Below are 26,358 nucleotides of genomic sequence, written 5' to 3'. Positions count from 1 at the left end.
CAACCGCAAGCCTCCGATGTCACACCGTTTATCCCTCCCTCCCGCGATAGCATTGATGGGCCCCACCGCTTCGGGAAAATCCGCGCTCGCCGTGCAGCTGGCATCCGCGCTCGACGGCGAAATCATCAGCGTCGATTCGGCGCTGGTATTCCGAGGCATGGACATCGGCACCGCCAAGCCGAGCCTGGAAGAGCGGGGCGGCATTCCGCACCATCTGATCGACATTCTCGATCCGGCCGAAGCCTTTTCGACCGGCCAATTCAGAACGCAGGCGCTGAACCTGATCGACGCCATCAGCCGGCGGGGAAAACTGCCGATATTGGCCGGCGGCACGATGTTGTATTTCAATGCCTTGACCCAAGGTCTCGCAACCTTGCCGGAAGCCGTTCCGGACATCCGGGCCCGGCTTGACCATGACCTGCACCAACTCGGCTCGGCCGCCCTGCATCAACGCCTGCAAGCGGTCGACCCGGAGGCCGCCGCCAGGATTCATCCGAACGACCCGCAGCGCATCCAGCGCGCGCTGGAGGTTTTCGAAATCAGCGGCAGGCCGTTGTCGTCCTTTTTCGGCGGAACGCAGGAGCCGGCGCTGCCCTGCCGCCTGATCAAGCTGATCATCGCACCGGAAGAGCGAGCCACGCTGCATCTGATCATCGCCGAGCGCTTCCGTCAAATGCTCAAAGACGGCCTGATCGAGGAAGTCGACGCGCTGTACCGGCGCGGCGATCTGAGCGAAAAAACGCCGGCTATCCGCGCAGTCGGCTACCGCCAGGTCTGGGCCTATCTGGCCGGCGAATACGACTATGACACGATGACCGAAAGAGGCATCATCGCGACCCGGCAACTGGCCAAACGCCAGTTTACCTGGCTGCGCAGGGAAACCGACGCGCTACGCTATCACACCGGCCAATCCGGCCTGCTGCGGCAGGCATTGGCCGATATTCAGCGCCAACTCGCCTGAGCGCCGCACGCTTTTACCGTATTTTTAAATGACTCGGAGCGCATCTTGCTCTAGGATATTCGGACATTTGCCGTTTGTTTAACTTCATGATTCTGGAAACGATCGTTACCACCCAACACCCCGAAGGACGCCCCCACATCGCGCCGATGGGCATTCATAGCCACGGCGAAGAGCTGGTCATTCTGCCTTTTCACCCTTCCGCCACGCTCGACAATCTGGCCGCGACCCGAACCGCGGTGATCAACTACTGCGACGACGTGCGCGTGTTTGCGGGCTGTCTGACCGGACGGCGCGACTGGCCGCTCAAACCGGCCGAAAAGATTGCCGGCCATGTGCTGGCTTCGGCACTCGCGCATAGCGAAGTCGAAGTCGTGCGGATTGAAGAAGACCCGCTCCGGCCGAAATTTTTCTGCCGCCCGCTGCATGAGGTCAATCACGCGCCGTTCAAGGGCTTCAACCGTGCCCAATATTCGGTGCTCGAAGCCGCGATTCTGGTCAGCCGGCTGAGCAGGCTGCCGATCGAGCGGATTGACCGGGAGTTGGCCTATTTGCGCATCGGCATCGAAAAAACCGCAGGCCCCAGGGAACTGGAAGCCTGGGGCTGGCTGATCGCGCATATCGAAGCGTTTAAGAAAGGAGAGCAGGCATGACCCGGATGCTGGCCAGCGTGAACAGCCTAGAGGAAGCCCAACTGGTCTATCAGGCGGGTGCCGACATCATCGACCTGAAGCAGCCGGCCGAGGGCGCGCTCGGCGCGCTGCCGCTGGAAGACGTCGCGCAGATCCGCGCCTGGTGCGCGGGAAAAGTCCCGGTCAGCGCCACGGTCGGCGATCTGCCGATGCAGCCTCAGTTGATCGGCGCTGCGGTGCAGGCAATGGCCGCAACCGGCGTCGATTACATCAAGATCGGCTTTTTTCCGGGCGGCGACTGGCGCGGCGTCGTACAGAAATTAGCCGAATTGACGCAAAAACACTATGCCTTGATTGCGGTATTGTTTGCGGATACGCAGCCCGATCCGGCTTTCGTCCTGACCCTGCATCAGGCCGGCTTTAAAGGCGTGATGCTGGATACGATGGACAAAAGCCGAGGCTCCTTGACGCAGGTCATGCAGGCCACAGAAATCGAACGCTTCGTCGATGCGGCCAAAAGCCACAATCTGCTCTGCGGCCTGGCCGGTTCGCTGCGGTTGAATGACATCCCTGCCCTGCTGCGTTATCAGCCGGATTATCTCGGCTTCAGAGGCGCGTTATGCCTTCAGCACACACGAACAGCGAGTGTAGACCCCGAAGCCGTGGCGCGCATCAAGCAGGCGCTAAAAACCCGCATAGCGATAGAGACGGCTTGAGCGGCCGGCAATAACAAAGCGGAAGAGTGGCTAACCCGCCCGCCCCCCAGGATTGGGGTCACTAATAGCTCCCGAAATAAACTAAAGCGAAGTGGGAGCGGCTTGCAACCGCGACTCAAGGCCGCGTTCGCAGGTCTGTCCCCACCCCGATCGCGCTTAAAAAGCGCTTCCACATGGAGTGCATCCAATCAGGGAAAGCATTTGTATGCCGATCCTTAGTTTCCGATATTCCGCCCGAGCACAGCCGGCTTACTCACGGACGGCAGGTCACTGAACAAAATAACCCGGTTGCGGCCGGCCATCTTCGCGCGGTACATGGTCTGGTCGGCCGCCTCGATCAGATCGGTGTAATGCCCGAAATTCGGCTGATACAGCGCCACGCCGATGCTGACCGTCAGCTCCAGCTGTTGAAACCTGGGCTTCAAATCATCGCCGCGCCGCGCGATTTCGAGGCGGATGCGCTCGGCGTAAGCCCGCACGTCATCCTCGTCGGTATTCATCAGCACAAACAAAAACTCCTCGCCACCAAAACGCCCAATCAGATCGCCCGGCCGGGTCAAGCGCTTCAGCATATCCGCGACCAGGCGGATGATTTCATCGCCTTTCTGATGCCCGCACTGGTCGTTGAACAACTTGAAACGGTCGATATCGACAAAACCCAACGCGATGCCTTTCAGTTCGTGCGCGGGCCGTTGAAAAAGTTGGTTCAACGAACACTCGAGCATCCGCCGGTTATAGAGCTGCGTCAGCGAATCCAGCTGCGCCTGCTGCCGCTGCATTTCGTAATGTTTCGCATTCATCAACGCGATGCCTAATTGCTCGGCCACCGCAACGATCTCTTCGAGGATACGCCCTGCCATCGATTTTTGCTTGATCGCGTAATCCGCGTAAATCATGCCGGCCAGACAGCGGTGACGCAGCACCGGCACCGCGATAAATTCGGCGGTATTGAATTTTTTGAGCAGTGGATTTTTCGGTTCGAGCGCGGCATCGATCAGCACCGCTTTCTTTTCGCGCAAACAGTCCAATAACATGCCGGATAGACAGCCGATATCGATTTCCAATGCCCTTTCGTGAATTTCAGGATAAGCATGCGAGGCGGCCAGACTACGGCGCTGCGGATTGACGCTAAACAAGATCACGCGGTCGAATTCAAAATCGTGCTTGATCGTCTCCAAGGTCCAGGGTACAAAATACGCAGGGTCCAGACTCTGATGCGGCGCGGTGAGACTGGCCGAAATATTGCGCGAGGTGGCGCCGGGCTCGCCCGGGTGATGCTGAACTCGGCTCATCGTGATGCTCGCCTGCAACAGCCTTGCCCTCAGACGGTTGACATCTGGAAACGCGATACTATAGAACTCCTGCGCCGCCTGCATCGCTTTATCGGTTTCTTGCAGCAGACTCTCCAGCTCCAACGCCTCGATCGGCAGCAGTTCAAATACCTGCGGCGACAATTGCGGCGGGCCTGCATGGCTGATCGAGGAAATTCCCTGCAACCAGGCCGTATAATTCGCAAACGCGACGATCGCGATTTCGGCACGGTACGGATAATAGGGCGAACCGGGGTCGGGCAGCACATGATGACACGCGGCAACCGCCACAATCGGCGCAGGCAGTTGCCATTGCAGGCACAACACCTGCCCCATTTCGACATGGGTCATGCCGAAGAAATGCCTTTCTTCCTGAAGCAACGGATGCACGCTATTAGGCAAGGAAGCGATAAATTGGCTGTAAGTCATTTTGCCGTGGGTTTCCAGCGCCAGTTTGCCGATGTCATGCAGCAAACCCGCCGTATAAACCATTTCAGGATCGGCAAGTTTTAATGCGATCGCGATTCTTCGGCTCAATTCGGCGACAAACAGGCAATGTTGCCAAAAGAATAAAAAATCGAATTCACCGGACTCGCGCCGAATCATGCGGCTGAACAGCAACATGGCCAAAGCCATCCGGCGAACTTCGTCGACACCTAAAAGATGCACCGCGCGCCGAATCGAAGTCACCTTGTTCGGCAGGCAATAGGCGGCGGAATTGACTGTTTGCAGCACCTTGATCGCCAGCGCCGGATCGGTTTCGATGATTTTCGCCAATGCGTCGATACGCACATTCTCATCGCGGGTCAAATTGACCAATTTGACCGCGATCGCCGGCATTAGCTGCAAATTCAGCGATTCGCTCTTTAAGATCGCTTGCGCTGCCGTTTTGATGCGGTCTAACTCGTCGCTTTCTGCGCCAGCCATGATCAGTCTACCTTCAGCCTTCACCTCGCCGCCTCACTCATTAGTTTGATCAAACAACGACTTTTTCCCGCCATGAGTTACAAAAACTTAAAACTCACCTCTCTCTGGACATTTACTGAGACCACAGCCCCTTAAAAACGTTTAAGGAAATCTAAATAAAAATATAGACCTCAAGAAAGATGCCTCATAGCGAATCCCGTCGAATTTATTGATAGCGTTCACGCGGCTTTCCTTCCCGCCCAAAATTAGCGAAGGAGCTTAATCGAAGATCAACATTCCCTATACCCGGATGGCAGAACCCAGCCTTTTTCCGCCGGCTCCGGGAGCTAGTACTTGTTCTCATCGAGTCAGTCTTGTTAGAATGGCCCCACTGTCCCCGTAGCATAAGCTGGATAATGCACCTTCCTCCTAAGAAGGCGACTGGGTGTTCGAATCACCCCGGGGACGCCAGCCTTAGCCGGCGATTCCGCCGAACCCTCTGAATCTCCGGCCGTCCGGTCTTTTTTGACTTTAACAAAACATCGCCTTGCTATTTATGCGATAATTTTCCCCCTTAAATTTTCGATCGGACCGGGTGCGTTGATCGCAGACCGTTTTTTATCTTTAGGAGTACAACATGGCAGCACTGGTTGGCATCATAATGGGCTCGACCTCTGACTGGGAAACGATGCGCTATGCCGCGGAAACGCTGCAGGAGCTGGGCATTCCACACGAAGTCGAGGTAGTCTCGGCGCACAGAACGCCGGACAAACTGTTCCATTATGCTGAAACCGCCGAGTCCAAGGGCCTGGAGGTAATTATCGCGGGCGCGGGCGGGGCGGCGCATTTGCCGGGCATGACCGCCGCGAAAACTACGGTGCCGGTGCTGGGCGTGCCGGTGCAGTCGAAAACGCTGAATGGTCTCGATTCGTTGCTGTCGATCGTGCAAATGCCGGCCGGCATTCCGGTCGGCACCCTGGCGATCGGCAAGGCCGGCGCGATCAATGCCGCCCTGCTGGCCGCCTCGATCGTCGGCAACAAACATGAGTCCTACCGCGCCGCCTTGAACGACTACCGGCAAAAGCAGACCGAATCGGTACTGGCCGGCGCCGACCCGCGCGGCACCGGCGAAGGCGGGCTCGTATGAGAGTCGGCGTACTCGGCGCGGGCCAACTGGCCCGCATGATCGCGCTGGCGGGTTATCCGCTGGGCGTCGACTTCATCTTTCTCGATCCTGCGCAGGATGCCTGCGCGAACAAGCTCGGCACGCATCTGCACGGCGCTTATGACGACCCTGACTTGCTCGCCCAGCTGGCCGAAGCGTCCGACGTGGTCACTTACGAATTCGAAAACGTGCCGGCCGATGTCGCGCACTTCCTGGCGACCCATACCGAAGTGCATCCGTCTCCAAATGCGCTTGCTGTCGCGCAGGACCGTCTGGTCGAAAAAAATTATTTCCATTCGATCGGCATTCCGACACCCGATTTCGCGCCGATCGACAGCCTGGCCGATTTGACCCAAGCGATGGAAACCATCGGCTGGCCGGCGATCGTCAAAAGCCGCCGGATGGGTTATGACGGCAAAGGGCAAGCCTTCATCAGGACGCCTGACGATTTGCTGCAAGCCTGGGAAGCAATGGCCGGTGTCCCGGCGGTCGTCGAAGCGTTCGTGCCGTTCGACCGCGAAGTCTCGATCATCGCGGCGCGCAACCCGCAAGGCGAAATCGCGTTTTATCCGCTGTCCGAAAATCTGCATAAAGGCGGCATCCTGCGCGTGTCCGAATGCCTGGACGGCGATCCGATGCAGCAGCAGGCGGAAGACTATGTCACCCGCCTCCTCGAAGCGCTCGATTATGTCGGCGTGCTGGCGCTCGAACTGTTCCAGGTGAACGGCCGCTTGGTCGCGAATGAATTTGCGCCGCGGGTGCATAATTCCGGGCATTGGACGATCGAAGGCGCGGAAACCAGCCAGTTCGAAAATCATTTGCGCGCGATCCTGTCGCTGCCGTTGGGTTCGACAAAGCCCGTTGGCCATGCCGCGATGGTCAATTTCATCGGCGGCCTGCCGGAAACGGCCGAGGTGCTCGCGATCGAGCATGCGCACCTGCACCTGTATGACAAGGCGCCGCGCAAAGGCCGCAAGATCGCGCATGCGACGCTGCGGGCGGAATCGCACGAGCAATTGTCGGCCAAACTGAAAACACTCAGCGCCCTGGCGGACCGTGTCGACGATTCATGAAGCCGGCCTGCGCACAAAGTCGATTTTAACCGCCGAAAGCCATCACGCCCGGCGTCAAACGTAGACATCATCATTGAATAGGAGATTTCGGTTGTGACCCCAATACAGGATATCGCCAGCCCGATGACGCGGACCGAAAAACGCGCCACCTGGTCGCTGGCCAGCATTTACGCCTTCCGGATGCTCGGCCTGTTTTTGATCATGCCCGTCCTGTCCCTATTTTCCGAACAGATCGACGAGGCCACTCCCGCGTTGATCGGCCTGGCGATCGGCATTTACGGGATCATGCAATCGCTTCTGCAAATTCCGTTCGGCCTGATCTCCGACCGCCTCGGCCGCAAGAAAGTCATCGTCACCGGCCTGCTGCTGTTTTTTGCCGGCAGCGTGGTCGCCGCGCTCTCGACGAACATCTACGGCATCATCATAGGCCGGGCGATTCAAGGCTCCGGCGCGGTCGCTGGACCGGTGATGGCGCTGGTCGCCGACCTGACCCAGGAAGTGCACCGCACCAAGGCGATGGCCCTGATCGGCGCCAGCATCGGCGTCTCCTTCGGCGTCGCGATCACCACAGGCCCGCTGATTGCCTCCTACATCGGCATACACGGTATTTTCTGGCTGATTTCGGCGCTGGCCTTGGTGGCGATCCTGATCATCCTGCTGCTCGTGCCGAATCCAAGGCAGCCGAAAAAGCATCGCGAAGCGGAGGTGGTCCCCGGCCATTTCAGCGACGCGCTAACCAACGTCGAACTGTTAAGGCTCAACTACGGCATTTTTATCCTGCATCTTGTGATGACCGCGAGCTTCGTAGTCGTGCCGCTCTTGATGCGCGATGCGGGACTGATCCCGGCGCAACACTGGATGGTGTACCTGCCGGTTTTCGTGCTGTCTCTGGCATTCATGATTCCGTTTATCATACTGGCCGAGAAGAAGCAGAAGATGAAGGGCGTTTTTATCAGCGCGATTGCGGTATTGATTCTGGCCTTTCTCGGCTTGATGCTGTTCCATGCCGTGCTGATACAGATCGTCGCCTTGCTACTGTTGTTTTTCAGCGGCTTCAACCTACTCGAAGCGACCCTGCCCTCGCTGGTTTCGAAGACCGCCCCCGGCGATCTGCGCGGTACTGCGATGGGCGTCTACTCGACCTGCCAATTCATGGGCGCCGGCATCGGCGGCGCGGCCGGCGGCTGGTGTTACGGACATTACGGCGCGAGCGGCGTGTTCATGGCCTGCGCGGCATTGACGTGCAGCTGGCTGCTGCTGGCGTTCGGCATGAAGGCGCCCCGCCACTGGGTCAATATGCTGCTGTCCCTGGACCAAATCGAGTTGCAAAAGATCGACGAGTTTGAAAAAAATATCCTGGAAATCGCCGGCGTCGAAGAGGTCACCCTGCACCCCGAAGAAACGGTGGCCTATCTGAAAGTCGATAAACGGCAGTTGAATACCGATGCACTGCAAAACCTGATCGTGCAATATAGCAAGTAGCCTCGATGCAGCCTTAGCGGAATCGAGGAAATCGAAGCCGCAATCCAGAGCGAGTGTTGACCGAATCGCTAGAAGCCTCTGCATGAGCGAGATCCTCGCGCCCATCGCACTTCATGGAGGTTACGCTCCCCAGATAATGCGGCTCGCCCAATCAGCATTGCCAGCCGCGTCGATCAAAATCCCGACTTCAAATAGACCGGTTTTATCCCGTTCATTACGTCATTCATGCAATGAAACCGGCTTTTCAGCTGGCGCTGCGTGAATCACGAGTTTTTTAGCGTATAAATCCTGCGTAGGCGCCAGGCGCCGGCACCCAGTCATTTTCAATTCAACACAGGGCATCTCATGCTTAAAACTTTCATCTGGATACTGATCGGAGGCCTCGGCGCCGCCGCCGTCGGCGGCATTGCGCTGCAGCGCGGCGAAACGATCAATTCGCTGTGGTTCATCGTCGCCGCGCTCTGCGTTTATTCGCTGGCCTACCGCTTCTATGCGGCCTGGATCGCGGCCAAGGTGCTGGCTGTCGATGCCACGCGCGCGACCCCGGCCGAGCGGCTCGACAACGGCCGCGATTTCGTGCCGACCAACAAATGGATCGTGTTCGGCCATCACTTCGCGGCAATCGCCGGCCCCGGCCCCCTGGTCGGCCCGACGCTCGCGGCGCAATTCGGCTATCTGCCCGGCACGCTGTGGATCTTGATCGGCGCGGTGCTCGGCGGCTGCGTGCAGGACATGGTGACCCTGTTTTTCTCGACCCGGCGCAATGCGCGCAGCCTCGGGCAAATGGCGCGCGACGAGCTCGGCGTACTCGGCGGCAGCGCCGCGCTGATCGGCACCTTCGCGATCATGATCATCCTGATCGCGGTGCTCGGCCTGGTCGTCGTGAACGCGATGAAACACAGCCCCTGGGCGACCTCGACCGTCGCCGCGACGATTCCGATCGCGATGATCGTAGGACTTTACATGCGCAGCATCCGCCCCGGCCGAGTGCTCGAAGCCTCGATATTTGGCGTTGCTTTACTGCTCGCCTCGGTCGCTTACGGCGGCTTTGTCGACCGCAGCGAAACCTGGCGCGTGGTGTTCGATCACGACGGCCTGACCTTGGCCTGGTGGGTGATCGGTTACGGTTTCGCGGCCGCCGTCCTGCCGGTCTGGCTGCTGCTCGCGCCGCGCGATTATCTGTCGACCTTCGTCAAACTCGGCACGATCACCTTGCTCGCGGTCGCGATCATCATCCTGCGCCCGGACGTCAAGATGCCCGCGCTGACCCCGTTCATCGACGGCTCGGGACCTATATTCGGCGGCAAGCTGTTTCCGTTCGTGTTCATCACGATCGCCTGCGGCGCGATTTCGGGCTTTCATGCATTGATCTCCTCCGGCACCACGCCGAAACTGTTGACCAACGAACGCGACATCCGGATGATCGGCTACGGCGGCATGCTGCTCGAATCGTTCGTCGCGATGATGGCGATGGTCGCCGCGACCGTGCTCGAACCCGGTGTGTTTTTCGCGGTGAATAGTCCTGCCGGCGTGGTCGGCGCGGAAGCGGCCGACGCGGTCGCGAAGATTTCTTCCTGGGGCTTCCCGGTCACGGTCGAGCAGATGCAGACCCTGGCCGCGCAAATGGGCGAGACGACCCTGTTTGCGCGCACCGGCGGCGCCCCGTCGCTGGCGGTCGGCATGGCCAGCATCTTCGGCAGCGCATTCGGCGACGGTTTGCTCGCCTTGTGGTATCACTTCGCGATCATGTTCGAGGCGATCTTCATCCTGACCACGCTGGATGCCGGCACCCGCGTCGGCCGCTTCATGCTGCAGGACATGCTCGGCAATTTCTGGCCGAAGCTCGGGGAAACCTCCTGGACGCCGTCGGTGATTCTGACCAGCGGCATCGTCGTCGCCGGCTGGGGATACTTTTTATACATCGGCGTGATCGATCCGAACGGCGGCGTGAACATCCTCTGGCCCTTGTTCGGCATCGCGAACCAGATGCTTGCCGCGATCGCGCTCTCAGTCGCGACCGGCATCCTGGTCAAATCGGACAAACTGAAGTATGCCTGGATCAGCGGCATACCACTCTCCTGGCTGGTCACGATCACCAGCGCGGCCGCCTGGGAAAAGCTCGTCAGCGCGGATATCCGCATCGGCTTCTTCGCCGCCGCAAACGATATGAGCGCGAAACTGGAAGGCGGCCTGTTGCCGCCCGAGAAAGCCAACATCGCGCCGCAATTGATCTTCAACCTGCATCTGGACGCGGTGATCACGCTGTTCTTCGTGACATTGCTCTGGCTGATCGTGTTGGATATGCTCCGGGTCTGTTATCGGCATCTGGCAGGCAAACCGGTGCCGCCGTTGTCCGAAGCGCCGCACAGCCCGAGCCAATTGGTCGAAAACTGGGCGCGGGACTGATGACGGCATGGACAGATATATTGCTCCAGCAATATCTGAATACACCACATCCCTGTAGCAAATGCAGGTGGTAGAGTCATGCAGAAGCCATTACCGATGAGCAAGCACCTGAAAACCATCTGGAAAGCCGTTCGCCGCCTCAGCGGCGACGACGCCTACGAACGCTATCTTGAGCACTATGCGCGCTGTCATGCGCACGGTGAGGACCATCAATGCACCGGCCCATTGAGCCGGGCCGAGTTTTTCAAGCAATGGCAGGATCAGAAATGGGAGGGCATCAAGCGCTGTTGCTGACAAGTCCGCCAACATTTCAGGAATGTGCGCCGGCGTCCTTCTCCGGCGCAGAAACTAGGATCACGGGGTGAGATGACATCTCACGCCGTTTTTTTTGCTTAACTTTTATCGCAGCCGCGCGGAAGCACCCAGGATGAAGCAGGCTTATCGTGCTTCGCGTAGTCCGCCACCGGAATGGTCTCGCCGGTCAGCCGTTCCAATTCATCGATGCTGACAAGATAAGGGTCCAGATTCCGCTTCGTCGCCGCCGGCGAATTCGGCACCACCCAGGCAATCGCACGCTCGTCCTGCCCGGCCCCGCGGATAATCACCTTCCAGAAGGCATCCGGCGTCGCCACGCCGTGCGACTGAATAAAATAGTCATCCGCCGGATTGTTGCCCCAGATCACGCCGCCGATCACCAGCAATTCGTCGATGTCGCGGTAGCATTCGACGATTTCCTCGGTCAACAGCCAGGCGCCCCGGTTCATATTCGCGGCTTGAGGCAGGATATTGGTCATGTAGTTGCTCTGCCGGATCGCCGTTTCCGAATAGTCCAGATGATTGGCCGGCACTAAATGGCCGCGGTCATAGCTGTTGCCGTAGGCCTTGGCACTGGCCTGCTGACATTCTTTCGGCACATCCGGATCGATACGGAAAGACGAGGCCCTGGCTTTGTTGCCCGTGTCGTGCTGGGCGTTATACATAAACTTGACCGGCCCTTTCCTTGCGCAATCCAGCCAGACGGTGAAGCCTTCATAGTCCAGCTTCTGGATATGTCCCCCGGCGAAGCTTCCGCCCCGGACAGCCCCCATCGTAGGCCGCATGATTTGGGCAGTCGTCGGCGCAGTCGCGCAAGCGACCAGCGAGATTGACAAAGACGCAATGATCGCGCTCAGCTTCATGATTTTCACTCGATAGACTCCATGTTTCGGTTAGCAAAAAGGCCGCTATGATAAACGATGCCATTAAGCTAATGCGAATCGAGATGAAACCATTGAATCCCTTTGATTTCCTTATGAGTTACCGGAAAGATTCTGAACGTTTGACTAAAAAGGCAAACCACTGCGTTATTCGCGCGCTGCATTACCGCCAACGAGCAAATGCTGAGGATTGGATTTGACGACGGCTTGAATTTGATTATTTGATACAAAATCTCCTGCGTCTTGGGTTACGAGAAAATTCTGCTTTTCCGCTCTGTTATTCTTCGGGAGAATTGCTTAAGCACTCGGCGTCGTAACGCTGCTGCAAAGCCAATCTGCGCCTCGCGTTAGGTTTAAAATGCAAATCTCGTATCTGCTCCGCCAGGCGCTGACATTCGTTCTCTAACCACTGCCCAGAGTACCGGTAATTTTTGTTGTATATCCAGGAAAACCCTTTGGAGTCACCTCGATAAATCGTCGAAGACTCTAATTCCAGATCCAGCGGTTCCTCTTCGGCATTGCCAAGGGATGGCAGCAGCAGGAGAAGACACAATAAAAATACCCCATTTTTCATATAAACCTCTGCTTGAAACTGGGATTCCGTAAAACGGCTTCTCTTTATTTCCCCGATTAGACCGGTAGAGTGCATATCGTTATCCATAAATGCCGTCATACCCGCCGGGAAGCGGGTCGACTGCATGGATGCTGCAATCAATGGGCAAGACGTAAGCGTTCACCTCCCCCTTTGAAAAAGGGGGACCGAGGGGGATTTATTTGAAAAATCTCCCCTAGCCCCTCTTTTTCAAAGAGGGGGACTAAAAGGTTACGGCAAGACTTCCCTTTCCAAAAGTGTGAGCCCGTTAAAATCAACCCGCCAAGAAATGACACATAATCTGACCCGCCGATAGGGCTTGGTGTTCTTAAAGATCGAGTTCATCGGCTGTGATTTTTAACACTCATGAACGGTCTCATTATGAAAAAATTTTCTAAAATCGCTGTTATCGGCCTCCTCGCATCCGGCTTTTTAGGGTTTGCACACACTTCATCGGTTATCGCCGCGCCCAAATCCAGCCCAACACTCAAAGGCTCCCTGCCAAAAGGCAAACCCTTTCAATATCTTAATGCCCGCATCGATTCGCTTCAGGCACAAATCAACAAACTGATCGGGCAGGTGTCGAGTTTAGAGGCTTGGCAAGCAAAAGCGGAAGCGGCCCTCATCACGTTGCAAAAAAACACGGCCGACAACGCCGCCGCGATCGCCCTGTTGACGAGCGAGCTTGATAACATCAAAAGTATTCTTGATACGAAGCAAGACATTATTACCGGCACATGCCCGGATGGCCAGTACGTTTACGAAATATCCCAGTCGCCAGCAACTTTGATATGCCGCGCCGATTTAGGCGCCAATGGCTTGACTGCCTTCACCGTGCAAACAACTCAAGAGATTGCAGCCTCCAGCAGCGCTGTTGTAGCGGCAGAATGCCCAACCGGCAGCGTTCCGACCGGCGGTTCCTATGAGGCGGCTCCCGGCCTAACCATCACTGCATCAGGCATCGCCAATAATGGCTATTCCGTTGATGCCGCCAACACAACCGGCGCGGCACTCACCTTAAATGTAACAGGAACTTGCGTGGGCGTAGCGCCTTAGGATATGGTCATAAACAACTTCCCGATAAAATTTTCCGTTCGTCCTGAGCTTGTCGAAGGATGGACGGAAAATTCCCGGCTCATGCTGTCACCCGTTCATGCTTCGACGAACTCAGCACGAACGGGTGACAGCATTTACGGAAGTTATTTTTGACGGAATCCTTAAGGCAGCTCTGAATAAATAGGTTTTATGGCGGGGCTACTTGCCGAAAATGGCCCTGCCCCCATAATCTGACGCCCACTTCGGGGTAATTTTCGTCCATCGCCCCCGGTTTTCCAGGACGATGGACGTATTGGTTCCTAGGCCGCCAGCCATCAAAGGCCTCCCTCCCCCCCAATCAACATTTTCCGCCGATTCTCAGCATCTAGCACCTTAGTGCAACTATCCCAATCAATATCAGCAACCTGACTAATGATAAAAATTTGGGAAAAGCCTGTTTAGTATCCGGTATTGAGGCTCGCCAGCCCCACCAAGGAAATTAGTCATTAAACGCACCGCCAGAGCATGCTGCCAGCACATCATAAGCCTATCCCATGCACTTACGACGCAACTAACCGAACAGAAAAACGAGCACTATTTCGACCTAGTACTCATTCATTGTTGTTATGTCGGCTGGTAGGCCCCAATATATTCAGTTTCAATGTAAATGGAGCTGGACAATTGGCGAAGAAATACAGAGTGCGGCTAACCGAAGAAGAGCGTAGTTATTTGGAAAGCTTGGTGCATAAAGGAAAAGTGGCAGCCCACAAAAGGCTTCATGCTGAAATATTGCTCAAGGCCGATAGTAGTGCCTGGGGTGATCAATGGCAGGATAGCCAAATCAGTGAGGCCTTTGGCATCTCAACGCGAACCGTGGAACGGGTCAGGCAGCGCTTGGTTCAAGAGGGATTAGAGTCGGCCTTAGAACGAGCGAAACCGAGCCGGGTTAGAAACCGTGTGATTGATGGTGAAAACGAAGCCCATTTAGTGGCATTAGCTTGCAGTGATGCGCCGGATGGCTATAGCCGTTGGACATTACGCTTGTTGGGGCAACGTATGGTGGAACTGGGCTACGTGGAAAGCGTATCGCATGAAACGATTCGGCAGACGTTAAAAAAAATGAACTGAAACCCTGGCAAAACAAAGAGTGGTGCATACCCGCCCAAGGGAGTGCGGAATTTGTCTGTGCGATGGAAGATGTGCTGGATGTTTACAAGCGTTCCTACGATGAAGACCATCCACTGGTCTGTATGGATGAAAGCAGCAAACAGCATATTAAAGAGACACGCCAACCGCTACCGGCCAAACCGGGCTCGGTCGAAAAGTACGATACGGAATATGAGCGCAATGGCGTCAGTAATCTGTTTATGTTCTTTGAGCCGTTAGCAGGCAAGCGGCAAGTCGTGGTGACAGATCAAAGGACCGCCGTGGACTGGGCGCATCAAATACGCAACTTGGTTGATGTTATCCACCCTCACGCCAAGCGCATTACCCTGGTGATGGACAACTTAAATACCCACACCGGCGCATCGCTCTATAAGGCGTTTGCGCCCGAGGAAGCCCGGAGAATTTTGGATAAACTAGACATCCACTACACCCCCAAGCATGGTAGCTGGTTGAATATGGCAGAAATAGAATTGAGCATTTTGTCCCGGCAATGTTTGGAGCGGCGCATTCCAGACCAAGAGACTTTAAAAAAGGAAGTCGCCGCATGGCAAGATCAACGAAATGCTATCGCAAGCCCCATGCAATGGCGATTTACTAATGAGGATGCGCGGATAAAATTGAAAAAACTTTACTCGACAGTACAAAAATGACTGGGTACTAGTATATAACGCTAAGCTATTTTCACCCATTGAGTTTGGACATCTGCTAAGGCTAAGTCCATACTCAAACTAGCCGGTGTCACTTCTCCCGAACGAAGGTTTCCAAGCGCTTGCCCACAGACCTTGACGTGGGCATCGGCATACAATTCAGAGCAAATAACGGCGCGTTTGGGAAAGCTGATCGGTTTTCCCTGCGTATTCCAAAATCCCTTGCGGGATTTCCATAAAATACTGCCAATCGAAAAAAAGCTGTAAGAATAGTTTTGCTGTTTTAAAGCATTTACGGCAAGTTCCCAACGCTGATCCTGCGTCAGCGCATGATTCCTGCGTATGCGAATGAGATGATTATGAGCATAATCGAAAACCGAAGCCACGCAAACACCTTTGCGCGTAGCTTCGCACAAAGTTCCGGAGCCAATATGAACGGCGGCATGTTCCCAACGCGCATCATCCTGAGCATAGCCTCCTTGCACTTGAACACTACGAATGGCTTTGCCAATGATACCCGGCTTTAATGCGCTGACAAGAACAAGATCGCCTGGCAACCAGGCATTGAAATCCGGGCAAAATCCCCAGTCGCGAAGGTGTTTTGGAATCGGATAATCCGGCTTCCAGGCTTTCAAATCAGGGCTACTCTCTGCCGTATCCGGATTCAGGAAGAACTGTGACAAAACGGTGCCCCAACTCAATCTGTATTACGAAATCAAAACAGAATTGACCCTATCTTGATCATCATATTCAAGCGTCACTTGAATGCCAGGACGAAGACCCAGTTCTTCAGCCGTTTGCCCACGATAGCCTTCGATTTTCCCAAAAGAAAAAGCCGCCAGGCTATCCCTACTTTTATCATCCGCGTAAGCGACTCCATTCGATACGCGTACAATCAATGCTTCATCTTTTTTCATTGTCTATTTCCTCCTAATGCTGCCTTCTTTCAGAAATAACGATAAAACTTTGCTATGTTCACTGCTATTGTTGCGGATCAGATAATAGCGAATTTGCAGTTGGAATAGCTCTGTGACAAAGTAATGAATTGCCGGTTCCTAGCAAATCAAAAACCTAATGTTTTGAAGATTGAAGCATTACAGTTTTCAATTACTATTAACGTCTAGATTTCATTGGTCGGGACGAGAGGATTTGAACCTCCTAGCCCTTGCACCCCATAAGGGTAAAATATCGCTTCAAGCCGTCTCTACCGGTTTCACACGTCACAAAAATAGCCTTGTTTTTCCGTAGTTTATTGCGCTATCCGCTCTCAGGCTGTATCATGCGGCTGCATTAAATCTCACAAAAAAAGTTACCCGAAAGTTACCCGGAAATTTCAGGTAAAACCGTACAGGTGAATTATGGCATCAAATCGATTAACCCCGTTAGCCTTTAGTAAACTTAAAGCGACCGAACAAGAACAAGCCATATCGGACGGCGGCGGCTTGTTTATCCGCATCCGATCAATAGCCGACGGTGGCGCTCTTACTTTTCGGTACTGTTACCGGATCGATGGTAAGCAACGCTGGAAAAATCTGTCTGCAAAAACCCTTACAGCCGCGAGAGACGAACGCGACAGTATCAAAGCGCAGGTTAAAAAGGGAGTCGATCCCGCGCTGGAAAAAAAACTTGAACAAGAGCGCCAGCGGCAAAAGCAGCTAGAGGAACAGGCCGAGCTTACCAAACAGCAGGCGCTTATCACCGTTCGCGACCTGTTCGAGCGTTGGGCGGCGACCGACCTGCAAAACCGTAAGGACGGCGGCAAGGAAATTAGGCGCATGTTTGAAAAAGACGTGTTGCCGATTATTGGCGGCCTTGCCGTGGCCGATGTGAAGAAGGGCCATATTACCGAGATCACCGATGCCCTACTGTTGCGCGGCGTCAACCGCATGGCAAAGCTGATACTGTCATTGGTGCGGCAGATGTTCCGCTTTGCCGTGGATCGAGACATTATCGAGTTCGACCCCACCGCCAGCATCCGCAAGGCTAAGATCGGCGGGAAATCCGTTGAACGCGACCGCGTGTTATCGGAGGATGAAATCCGGGCGCTATACCGGCAACTGCCCGACGCCAACATGATTCCTTCAACCGAGTGCGCCATATGGATCATGCTTTCGACGTGTTGCCGCGTGGGCGAACTCTCGAAGGCGAAATGGGAGCATATCGACTTCACCGCAAAGACTTGGCTGATTCCCGACGAACACAGTAAGAACGGCAAGCCTCACACGATTTATCTGTCCGACTTTACCCTGGCGCAGTTCAAACGGCTAGCGGAATTTCGGGAGTCCGACATTTGGCTATTCATGGATCGAACCAAGACAACCCACGTCTGCGACAAATCCATATCGAAACAAGTAAACGACCGGCAGACCGCCCGCGACCTAAGCAACCGCAGCCAGCACAAAGACGCCTTGCGTCTGACTGGTGGAAAGTGGACTCCGCACGATTTACGTCGCACAGGGGCCACTATCATGGGGAATTTGGGCATCTTGCCCGACGTGATTGAAAAGTGCCTGAATCACACAGAGCAGAACAAAATGAAGCGGGTTTACCAGCGGCAGGAATTGAAAGCAGAACAGGCGGAAGCGTGGCGCAAGCTCGGGGAGCGACTGGAGCTTTTGGCTCGGGCGGATGGTGGTAACGTGGTCACATTCCCAACAGCCGCGAAAGCCTAATAATCATCCTCGGCAACAGCAATATACAGCCGACTACAAACTATATTTAGTGATTTTTGATTAAGAGGGAGACTTGTAGAATCAATCAGTTAGAGAAAGCCTTCTCTTTTTACTCTGACCGGATCGAAATTTTTTTTAAGAAACGCAGAGAAAACAGCCTTAGGTATGTAAAATACTATCAATGCCTATCGGGCAGAAGCATAGAAACTCCCGCAGGCGCGCTAACGTCCACGGGAGCAGTATTGCATTTACATCAAATTAACTTAAACCACGCAATGCGTGATTACCGCTTTTGTAGTATTTTTGCGGATTTTGACACCCAAGCGACAACTTGGGCGTATTCATTATGATTCATTCTGAGAATGATTGAATAGCCCTTTCGAGGGCAAAGCAGACTCAGAATCAAGCGTTACGCGTAGCCTATTGTACGCATACGTTCGCGCATGTCAAGAAAGGCAAAGCGGACTCAGAATCAAGCGTTAAGCGTAACCCCATATCAGACATGATTTTGGTGGCTATCGCTTTTGAATGTGCGGCGAATTGTCGCGCCTGAACCCCGCAAGTAATGCTTACAAAAGCGCATCATGTTTTGCGTCCTAATTCGGCTAGATGCCGAAGGATAAAAAGATGGGTGCTCACATCACCAACACCTCCCCAATGATCTTGCGGCCAAATGCGGCTGCACAAACCCTAGGCGTTTCAATCGCGACATTCTGGCGAATCGTCAAGCGCGGCGACCTGCGGACGGTCAAGATTACGGAGCGCAGCACCGGCGTGCTTCAAGCTGACCTCGAAGCTTACATCGCGCAGCGTATCAGCTCAAACACTGCCGCATAAAAAAACCCCGTAACCTTCTACCAAAGGCCGGGGCTTTGCGGTCTATCATTGCCAAATTGAACAGTGTTATTTTAACAGATAACGCTTTTGGCGGCGATGACTCGCACCCTGGCAAAAAGGAGTTTTGCCATGATAGAAAACCAATTCACAGCCGCGGCAAAGGCCGCTGGCATCAACATAACCGGCGCGATCATTGCCGACGGCGCCCTCCACCGTTGCCACCTGGACGGCCAGAAAGCCGGATCGAAGAACGGCGCTTATATTCTGCACCTTGACGGCCTCCCGGCAGGCTGGGCGCTGGATTACAAGACCGGCCATTCCTTCACATGGCGAGCAGACGGCCAGCGGGCGCGGTTATCCGATGCAGATCGGGCCGCCATTGCAGCCGAACGCCAGCGCCGCGAGATCGAGCGCCAGCAAACACACCGAACAGCCGCCGAGAAAGCCCGCTTTATCTGGGCCAAGACGCAGCACATTACAGACCCAAGCCAACACCCTTATTTGATGAAAAAGCGCATCCAGGCAAACGGGGCGCGGCTGAGCTCTTACCAAGGCCGGGCGTCTCTGGTCATTCCTATCCTTGGCGAATCCGGCTTAACTTCGCTCCAATTCATCGAGGCCGACGGCAGCAAGCGGTTTTTGCCGGGCGGCGAAATAAAAGGCTGTTCCGTGGGTATCGGCATGTCTGGCGTTACTCAGGCTGAACCGGGGCGGATTCTGATAGCCGAAGGTTTTGCCACCGGGGCGAGCCTGCACGAATGGTTTAAACAGCCTTGTATTGTGGCGTTCAATGCCGGGAACCTGGAGCCAGTCGCCAAGCGGATCAGGGCGCTATATCCGAACCATGAGTTGATTATCTGCGGCGATAACGACGAATCCGGCACCGGCCAGAAAGCGGCGCGGGCGGCGGCGCTGGCCGTGGGCGGGCGTTATCTGTTACCGCCAATCGTGGGAACTGACTTCAATGATGCAATTAATACCTGGAAGGACGCGGCGAGCGTGGAGGTAGCGTAATGATTGAATCACTAGAAAAGTTCTCTGGTTCCCCAAAAAACCAAAATTTCAATACTCCGCCATTCGAGTCTTTACCGAATCATGGCGAGGCGAAGCCGAAAGAATCGCGCAATCCCTTGGATATTGAAAAATCCAAGGGAACCGAGGGAACCGGGGTAACCACCAGCAACGGCGCGGCTTTCAGCGGTTCCCCCGAAAAAAACACAGAGGGAACCGGGGGAACCACCACTGATTTAAACGATGCAACCGACCCGCTGCATGATAGCGGCGAAGACCTGGAAAAGATCGATATTGAAAACTTGAAAATGCCTTGTTTTTTGGTCAAGGATGATTGGTTTAGCATGGGCGGCAGTAAGTGCAAGCCGGGAGTCTGGCATTGCAGGATGACGGAAGGCACCGAAACGAAACCACCGGCTTTTATTCCGGCGCGAATTTGTTCTCCCCTTTACATCGATGGACTGACCAACACCGAGGACGGGCAGTTATTCGGGCGTTTGCTGAGGTACCGTGATTCTTTAGGCCGCTGGCACATGTGGGCTATGCCAATGGAGCTATTGCGCGGATCGTGCGAAGAATTGCGCGGCGAATTGTTGGCGTCTGGCGTCGAGATCGAGCAGCGCAACCGGGCGCAGCTTGCCGATTATCTGCAATGGGAAACACCCAAAAAGGTTATCACGGCGGCCACCAAAACCGGGTGGACTCAAAACGGCGGCGCGTTCGTGCTAAAGGATTGTGTTATCGGCGCTGACAATGTGTATTTTCAAAGCGAAAGCCCATTATCCGAAGGCGCGGCGCGTACCGGCGGCAATTATCACGAATGGCGGAAAATGGCCGGATTCTGCGAAGGCAACCCGGTTTTAATGGTTTCGCTTTGCGTCCCGCTGGCCGCGCCATTGCTGGCGAAAGTCGGGCGCGATTCCGGCGGCGTTCATTGGATGGGCGATAGCAGCATAGGCAAAACCACGGCGCTTTGTGTCGGTTCTTCCATATGGGGCGGCGAAGACTTCAAGCGCACTTGGCGGGCGACCGGCAACGGTTTGGAAGGCGTAGCGGCGCAATTATCAGACACCTGTTTATGTCTGGACGAAATTAACGAGGCCGACCCGAAAGAAATCGGCGCGATTGTTTACAGTCTGGGCAATGGCGTAGGCAAAACGAGAGCAAGCCGGATCGGCGCGGCGCGGCGCGTTCACCGCTGGCGCTTGACGCTGTTATCGACTGGGGAGCGATCCATTGGGGCCATGATGCAGGAAGGCGGAAAACAAGCCAAGGCCGGGCAATTGGTGCGATTACTGAATATTCCGGCGGCGCGACAATTTGGCATATTCGACACCCTGCACGACTTCAAGGACGGGCGGCAAATGGCCGACTATTTCAAAGCCGAATCCGCCAAGCATTTCGGGCACGCGGGCGTTAAGTTTGTCGAGCATATCATCAATCAAGGCAATGCAGACTTCGGCGCGATCCTGGCGCAAATCGAAACACAGTTCGGGCACACCGATAGCCAAGCGGCGCGGGCCGCTTCCCGGTTCGCCCTGTATGCGATGGCGGGCGAGCTGGCAATCGAGGCCGGAATATTGCCATGGGAACAAGGCGCGGCGCTGGACGCCTGCAAAACGATGTTTACGCAATGGTTGACGCTACACGGATCGGGAGCGACTGAGGACAAACAAATCCTGCAAGGGATCAACGATTACATTCTAAAATTTGGCGATACCCGGTTTACTGATAAGGGAGGCGAGCACTCGCCGAAAACCGAGCGGGCCGGATGGTACACGGACGGGCCGGGCGGGCGGGTTTATATGCTCACTTCGGCGGCATTGAAGGAGGCGGGCGGCAATTATGATTTTAACCGGGTTCTCAGCGCATTGGATGGCGCGGGCTGGATTGTCGAGCGAGACAAAGACAAACGATCGAAAAAAACCACGATCCACGGCGAAAAGATAAACCTGTATTGGGTTAAACCCGATGAGGACGGCGGCCATGCTTGAAGGATTGCTTTCGACACTGACTAAGCCGGTTCCCCCGGTTCCCCCGCTAAAAATTCAGAGGGAACCGCTGGAGGGCGCGGATTTACTGGAGGTTCCCCCGGTTCCCTCGGTTCCCCCAGAAAAAACGAAAACCAACGCAGAAAACACAAAACCAGCCGAGCCAAAAACAAACCCCGCCATCACCTGCAAGACCTGTATTCACTTCGAGAGCTACCACGCCCACGGCGGCGGTGCTGGTATATGCAAGGCAGATGTTATGCCGTTCGGCGCGTGTCACTGGGCCGATGACTCGCACCAGTGCGACAAATACTTATCGAGCGCCAGCAGCGAAGCCGCCCACAATGCCGAGGGCCGATACTTCAAGTTTTTGATAACCCGGCAGGACGGCACACAGTTCTATTCGTGCTCAATGCCAAGGATGACAATCAAGGAAGCACGGGAGCAGTACCCGGACGCCACAAATATTAAGCCCGTCGAGGGCGAGGATTACGCCGATGAGCATTGACCCGGAAGAAATATTAACAAATGCTAACTTTTACTAAATGGATCACCCGTATGCTTACTATCAAGTAATAAGATCATGAAGTTACCAACACAAACAGAGCGGCAAAGAATGCGCATCCCGGCTATGCCTTGGATGAATGGCTCAATATAGTATGGCAAAGTGCGATAAAAGTGCGATATTCAGCAAGTCGCACACGCCATTGCCTTGCGGCCCAAGGCTGTTGAGAAATGTTGAGATTCTCAGCAAGTCGCATATGCCATTGAAATGAATTTACTATAAATTACTAAATCGTGACCGCGCCGAGACTGCATGGGCGAAAACCTGACATTCAAGCCAATGTGATAATGTAACATCGACACCAGAGAGCCGGGGCAACCCGGCTTTTTTGTGTCTGGCGCAAAGAGTACGCAGTTGGCAAGTGAAGCGGTACGAGCTTGATACGAGTGTGTGAACAAAATACGAGAGCGTGAACAAGAAAAAGCGGGATTTCCCGCTATTCAATCAAACAACGGAATCCTAAACTTTCACTCCAGAAAACTCCAGGTTTAAGCCGGGGCAATTCGGCTTTACAAGGTGGTGAACAAAAAAAGGATCAAGATTGCTGACAAATGCTGACATTCAGGCCGAGTACGAGTCAAAGTACTGCAACCTTGCCTGTAACCATCGCCTCCGCAACATTCAGGCCGAGTACGCACCGAGTACGAACCGATAATACTAAGTTTTTACTAGGTTTCACTCTGGCGGATCGGGAGAGATGAGCAACTCATTTTTACGAAAAGTTACCCGAAAGTTACCCGGAAACCTGATTTTTGATTTTTGATGATTACATGGACTTTCTAAGCCCTTGATTTAAATGGTCGGGACGAAAGGATTTGAACCTTCGACCCCTTGCACCCCATGCAAGTGCGCTACCAAACTGCGCTACGCCCCGATGATTTGACAATTGCCCTGGCTGAGCGCCATCGCAATTCAGAAAGAAAAAACTATATACGGCTTTTGAGAAAAGTCGAAGAGGATAGATTATATTACAAAGCGCTTTATTTAAGCAATTCCAGAATGTCTTCGAGTTCGACGACCATTTGCTGGATCAATTGCTTGGTGCGCGTCGCATCTTCCTTGTGCTCGTCGCTGGTCAGATGCGCCCTGGCGCCGCCGATCGTATAGCCTTGCTCGTACAACAGCGAACGGATCTGGCGGATCATCAGCACATCGTGGCGCTGGTAATACCGGCGGTTGCCGCGGCGCTTGACCGGACTCAGTTCGGTGAACTCCTGCTCCCAATAGCGCAGTACATGGGGTTTGACTGCGCACAGTTCGCTGACTTCACCGATCGTGAAATAGCGTTTGGCCGGTATGGGCGGCAATTCGTTATTATGACTCGGTTCCAGCATAAGCTTCTACCCGCGCTTTGAGTTTTTGACCAGACCTAAATGTTACCACACGCCGGGCGGTAATGGGTATTTCTTCCCCGGTTTTTGGATTTCTCCCCGGACGGCTGTTCTTGTCGCGCAGTTCAAACTTGCCGAAACCGGACAGTTTGACCTGTTCGCCGCGCTCTAGAGCGGTTTTGATTTCTTCAAAAAACAGCTCCACGATGTCTTTGGCTTCGCGTTTGTTAAGGCCGAGCTCTTCGAAAAGTTTTTCAGCAAAATCAGCTTTGGTTAATGCCATTTAATCAATCCCTCAACTTCGCACCAATTTTATTTTTCAAGTTTTCCAAAAGCTTAGATACTATAGCATCGATTTCGGAATCTGTCAGCGTCTGCGCATAATCTTGCAAGGTCAGGCTCAGGGCGATGCTTTTATGCCCCGCCTCGACGCCCTTGCCGCGATATACGTCGAACGGTACGACGGTTTGCAGCGCAGGTTCCTGGAGTTCGCTAACGCATGCTGTGATCTGCTCGGCCGTCACCTCTTCTGTGACGATCAAGGCCAGGTCGCGCCGCACCGACGGATATTTCGACAGCGGCTTGAACCGCGCCTTTGGTTTCGCGAGCAGCGCATCCTGATCCAATTCGAACAGGAAGACCCGGCACTCGAAGCCGAATTGTTTTTCGAGATTAGGGTGCAGCATGCCGATCAGGCCGATCCGCTGACCATTCGGCGCCAGGATCTCGGCGGTCTGGCCGGGATGCAGGGCAGGATGTTCGCCCGGCACGAAGCGCGCCGCAGAGCCAGTCAACGCAAACAACGCCTCAATATCGGCCTTGATGTCGAAGAAGTCGACCGCGCGCGCCGCCTCGCCCCATTGTTCGGGATGCGCGCTGCCGAGCGCGATGCCGGCCAGCATCTTTTCCTGCAACACCTTGCCTTCGGAGCGGATGAAACGCAAGCCGGTTTCGAAAAAGCGAACCCGGTTTTGCTGGCGGTTCACATTGTGTTCCGCCGCCTTGATCAGGCCGCACCAGAGCGTGCCGCGCATCACCGACAATTCGGAAGAGATCGGGTTTTGCAGGCTGATCATCTCGGCACCCGGTGTGAGCGCCTGCTGCGTTTCCGCATCGACAAAGCTGAAGGTGATCGCTTCCTGATAGCCGCGATCGACCAAAAGGTCGCGGGCACGATCCAGCTCCAGCGCCGACTCGGTCGCCTTGTGCAGTTCGGTGCGCACCAGGAGGCGGTTGCTCGGCAGGTTGTTGTAACCGTAGATACGCGCGATTTCTTCGATCAGATCGGCTTCGATCGCGACATCGAAACGGAAGCCCGGAGGGGTCACCCGCCAGCCGTCCGCGGTCGCCTCAACCCCCATGCCCAGACGACTGATGATGCCGGCGATTTGTTCGTCACTCGGCAAGAGGCCGAGCAGCCGCTCGATCCGTTGCCGGCGCAGTGCTATCGGCGCGCGTTTCGGCAAATGCGCTTCGGAGACCGCTGCGCCGAGCAAACCGACGCTGCCGCCGGCGATTTCGGTAATCAATTGCGTCGCACGCTCTATCGCGCGCTCCTGCAGGAAAGGATCGACGCCGCGTTCGAAGCGGTGCGAGGAATCGGTATGCAGGCCGAAACGGCGCGCCTTGCCCGCAATGCTTTGCGGCGCAAAGAATGCGCATTCGAGGAAAATGTTTTGCGTGCCCTCGCCGACCGCCGATTCGCTGCCGCCCATCACGCCGGCCAGGGCCAGCGCGCGCGCGTTATCGGCAATCACCAGCGCTTCGGCATCGAGCTTGATCGTCTGGCCGTTCAACAGGGCCAGTTCTTCGCCGTCCTCTGCCCAGCGCACCTGGATGCCGCCGCTCAGCTTGTCCGCATCGAAAGCGTGCAGCGGCTGACCGAGTTCGAGCAACACATAGTTGGTCACATCGACGACGGCGCCGAGGCTTCTAAGGCCCGAACGCCGGAGCCGTTCCTGCATCCACAGCGGCGTTTCGGCCTGTGGATTGACGCCTTTGATCAGGCGGCCGAGATAGCGCGGGCAGGCGGAGGCCACGTCGACGCGAATGTCCAGCGTATCGCGATGCGCGACCTCGGCCTTCTTCAGCGGCGTGGCTTGGCAGTCGATTTGATTCAGCACCGCGACTTCGCGCGCGAGGCCCTCGACGCTCAGGCAATCGGCCCGGTTCGGGGTCAGGTCGACCTCGATCAGGTTGTCGTTCAGCGCCAGATAGTCGCGAATATCGACGCCGACTGGGGCGTCCTCGGCCAATTCCATCAGGCCGTTCGACTCCTCGGCCAAGCCGAGTTCCTTTTCGGAGCACAGCATGCCATAGGATTCGACGCCGCGCAGCTTGGATTTTTTGATCTTGAAATCGCCCGGCAGCACCGCGCCGATCAAGGCGGCCGGAATCTTCAGGCCGGGGCGCACGTTGCTGGCGCCGCAGACGATTTGCAGCGGCTCGCCTTGACCGACTTCTACCTTGCAGACGCGCAGGCGATCCGCATCGGGATGCTGCTCCATCGCGAGCACTTCGCCGATGACCACGCCGCTGAATACCGCGGCGGCCGGGGTGACCGAATCGACTTCGAGACCGGCCATGGTCAATTGCGCGACCAGTTCTTCGGTGCTGACGGCCGGATTGACGTAGGTTCTTAACCAGGCTTCACTAATTTGCATGAC

The 26,358-nt window shown here is 55.4% G+C and carries 23 protein-coding genes and 2 tRNA genes; 16 read left to right on the top strand and 9 right to left on the bottom strand.

The genetic code is table 11. From position 1 onward, the window contains the following. The first annotated feature begins 16 nt into the window (after positions 1-16). The 3 genes from miaA (at position 17) to METLA_RS0117135 (ending at position 2,306) form a co-directional block, all read left to right on the top strand. Positions 17-961, top strand: a complete 945-nt coding sequence (gene miaA / locus METLA_RS0117145) for a tRNA (adenosine(37)-N6)-dimethylallyltransferase MiaA (protein WP_024299711.1) — start codon at positions 17-19, stop codon at positions 959-961. An 86-nt stretch (positions 962-1,047) separates the two neighbouring features. Further along, the gene (locus METLA_RS0117140; RefSeq protein ID WP_024299710.1) at positions 1,048-1,611 is read left to right on the top strand and encodes a DUF447 domain-containing protein; all 564 of its coding nucleotides are present in this window, start codon (positions 1,048-1,050) and stop codon (positions 1,609-1,611) included. Next, entirely contained in the window at positions 1,608-2,306 is a 699-nt protein-coding gene (locus METLA_RS0117135) for a (5-formylfuran-3-yl)methyl phosphate synthase (protein ID WP_024299709.1), read from the top strand. Before METLA_RS0117140 ends, METLA_RS0117135 begins: the two co-directional genes overlap by 4 nt. A gap of 215 nt (positions 2,307-2,521) precedes the next feature. Here METLA_RS0117135 and METLA_RS0117130 read toward each other — a convergent pair whose 3' ends face one another. After that, positions 2,522-4,543: a sensor domain-containing diguanylate cyclase gene (locus tag METLA_RS0117130; RefSeq protein ID WP_024299708.1), complete on the bottom strand. Its 2,022-nt coding sequence runs from the start codon at positions 4,541-4,543 to the stop codon at positions 2,522-2,524. A gap of 372 nt (positions 4,544-4,915) precedes the next feature. On the opposite strand from METLA_RS0117130, the gene METLA_RS0117125 reads away from it, so the two are divergent. The 6 genes from METLA_RS0117125 to METLA_RS0117100 all read left to right on the top strand — a co-directional run bounded on the left by METLA_RS0117125 (position 4,916) and on the right by METLA_RS0117100 (position 10,942). Continuing rightward, positions 4,916-4,993 (top strand) — tRNA-Arg (locus tag METLA_RS0117125). Between the two features lie 166 nt (positions 4,994-5,159). Then, the gene (gene purE, locus METLA_RS0117120) at positions 5,160-5,669 is read left to right on the top strand and encodes a 5-(carboxyamino)imidazole ribonucleotide mutase (RefSeq protein ID WP_024299707.1); all 510 of its coding nucleotides are present in this window, start codon (positions 5,160-5,162) and stop codon (positions 5,667-5,669) included. Then, complete coding sequence (locus METLA_RS0117115) at positions 5,666-6,760, top strand: 5-(carboxyamino)imidazole ribonucleotide synthase (RefSeq protein ID WP_024299706.1); 1,095 nt, start codon at positions 5,666-5,668, stop codon at positions 6,758-6,760. The genes purE and METLA_RS0117115 overlap by 4 nt, the downstream gene beginning before the upstream one ends. A 93-nt stretch (positions 6,761-6,853) precedes the next feature. Further along, positions 6,854-8,242, top strand: coding sequence for an MFS transporter (locus METLA_RS0117110; RefSeq protein WP_024299705.1), 1,389 nt, complete (start codon positions 6,854-6,856; stop codon positions 8,240-8,242). Positions 8,243-8,587: 345 nt separating this feature from the next. Beyond that, on the top strand, positions 8,588-10,648 hold the full coding sequence (locus tag METLA_RS0117105) for a carbon starvation CstA family protein (RefSeq protein WP_024299704.1): 2,061 nt from the start codon (positions 8,588-8,590) through the stop codon (positions 10,646-10,648). A 78-nt stretch (positions 10,649-10,726) separates the two neighbouring features. Beyond that, positions 10,727-10,942: a CstA-like transporter-associated (seleno)protein gene (locus METLA_RS0117100; protein ID WP_036281857.1), complete on the top strand. Its 216-nt coding sequence runs from the start codon at positions 10,727-10,729 to the stop codon at positions 10,940-10,942. Positions 10,943-11,040: 98 nt separating this feature from the next. Here the strand turns inward: METLA_RS0117100 and METLA_RS0117095 are convergent, their stop codons facing one another. Continuing rightward, positions 11,041-11,826, bottom strand: a complete 786-nt coding sequence (locus METLA_RS0117095) for a DNA/RNA non-specific endonuclease (protein ID WP_024299702.1) — start codon at positions 11,824-11,826, stop codon at positions 11,041-11,043. A gap of 295 nt (positions 11,827-12,121) precedes the next feature. Then, positions 12,122-12,544: a hypothetical protein gene (locus METLA_RS0117085; RefSeq protein WP_024299701.1), complete on the bottom strand. Its 423-nt coding sequence runs from the start codon at positions 12,542-12,544 to the stop codon at positions 12,122-12,124. A gap of 258 nt (positions 12,545-12,802) precedes the next feature. Between METLA_RS0117085 and METLA_RS0117080 the strand changes: the two genes are divergently transcribed. Then, entirely contained in the window at positions 12,803-13,492 is a 690-nt protein-coding gene (locus tag METLA_RS0117080) for a hypothetical protein (protein ID WP_152539480.1), read from the top strand. A gap of 660 nt (positions 13,493-14,152) precedes the next feature. Continuing rightward, positions 14,153-15,288 (top strand): IS630 family transposase gene (locus METLA_RS22730; protein WP_152539479.1). Its coding sequence is split into 2 segments (ribosomal slippage): positions 14,153-14,582 and positions 14,582-15,288, totalling 1,137 coding nucleotides; the frame shifts between segments, so codons are not numbered across the junction. A gap of 20 nt (positions 15,289-15,308) precedes the next feature. Here the strand turns inward: METLA_RS22730 and METLA_RS0117065 are convergent. Further along, positions 15,309-15,986 (bottom strand): C40 family peptidase, encoded by a 678-nt coding sequence (locus METLA_RS0117065; RefSeq protein ID WP_152539478.1) that lies wholly within the window; start codon positions 15,984-15,986, stop codon positions 15,309-15,311. 6 nt (positions 15,987-15,992) lie between these two features. Beyond that, on the bottom strand, positions 15,993-16,202 hold the full coding sequence (locus METLA_RS0117060; RefSeq protein ID WP_024299696.1) for a hypothetical protein: 210 nt from the start codon (positions 16,200-16,202) through the stop codon (positions 15,993-15,995). Between the two features lie 441 nt (positions 16,203-16,643). Here METLA_RS0117060 and METLA_RS0117055 point away from each other — a divergent pair, with 441 nt between their 5' ends. The 5 genes from METLA_RS0117055 (at position 16,644) to METLA_RS0117035 (ending at position 22,304) form a co-directional block, all read left to right on the top strand. Beyond that, positions 16,644-17,957, top strand: coding sequence for a tyrosine-type recombinase/integrase (locus tag METLA_RS0117055; RefSeq protein WP_024299695.1), 1,314 nt, complete (start codon positions 16,644-16,646; stop codon positions 17,955-17,957). A 627-nt stretch (positions 17,958-18,584) separates the two neighbouring features. Beyond that, the gene (locus METLA_RS0117050; RefSeq protein WP_152539477.1) at positions 18,585-18,794 is read left to right on the top strand and encodes a helix-turn-helix transcriptional regulator; all 210 of its coding nucleotides are present in this window, start codon (positions 18,585-18,587) and stop codon (positions 18,792-18,794) included. 96 nt (positions 18,795-18,890) lie between these two features. Further along, a complete protein-coding gene (locus METLA_RS0117045) occupies positions 18,891-19,808 on the top strand; it encodes a toprim domain-containing protein (RefSeq protein ID WP_084480235.1) in 918 nt (305 codons plus the stop codon). Then, positions 19,808-21,799: a DUF927 domain-containing protein gene (locus METLA_RS0117040; RefSeq protein ID WP_024299692.1), complete on the top strand. Its 1,992-nt coding sequence runs from the start codon at positions 19,808-19,810 to the stop codon at positions 21,797-21,799. Before METLA_RS0117045 ends, METLA_RS0117040 begins: the two co-directional genes overlap by 1 nt. Next, complete coding sequence (locus tag METLA_RS0117035; RefSeq protein ID WP_152539476.1) at positions 21,792-22,304, top strand: hypothetical protein; 513 nt, start codon at positions 21,792-21,794, stop codon at positions 22,302-22,304. Before METLA_RS0117040 ends, METLA_RS0117035 begins: the two co-directional genes overlap by 8 nt. Positions 22,305-23,158: 854 nt before the next feature. Here the strand turns inward: METLA_RS0117035 and METLA_RS0117030 are convergent. From METLA_RS0117030 to pheT, 4 genes are all read right to left on the bottom strand, one after another. Then, positions 23,159-23,235, bottom strand: a tRNA-Pro gene (locus tag METLA_RS0117030). A 106-nt stretch (positions 23,236-23,341) separates the two neighbouring features. Next, positions 23,342-23,695, bottom strand: a complete 354-nt coding sequence (locus METLA_RS0117025; protein ID WP_024299690.1) for a MerR family transcriptional regulator — start codon at positions 23,693-23,695, stop codon at positions 23,342-23,344. Beyond that, positions 23,676-23,975: an integration host factor subunit alpha gene (gene ihfA / locus METLA_RS0117020; protein ID WP_005369653.1), complete on the bottom strand. Its 300-nt coding sequence runs from the start codon at positions 23,973-23,975 to the stop codon at positions 23,676-23,678. Before ihfA ends, METLA_RS0117025 begins: the two co-directional genes overlap by 20 nt. Positions 23,976-23,979: 4 nt before the next feature. Next, positions 23,980-26,355, bottom strand: a complete 2,376-nt coding sequence (pheT, locus tag METLA_RS0117015; RefSeq protein ID WP_024299689.1) for a phenylalanine--tRNA ligase subunit beta — start codon at positions 26,353-26,355, stop codon at positions 23,980-23,982. Positions 26,356-26,358 lie beyond the last annotated feature (3 nt).

The organism is Methylomicrobium lacus LW14 (assembly GCF_000527095.1).
GTDB lineage: Bacteria > Pseudomonadota > Gammaproteobacteria > Methylococcales > Methylomonadaceae > Methylomicrobium > Methylomicrobium lacus.
The sequence above is the reverse complement of the archived record's forward strand: the minus strand, read 5'-3'. Positions and strand labels throughout refer to the sequence as shown.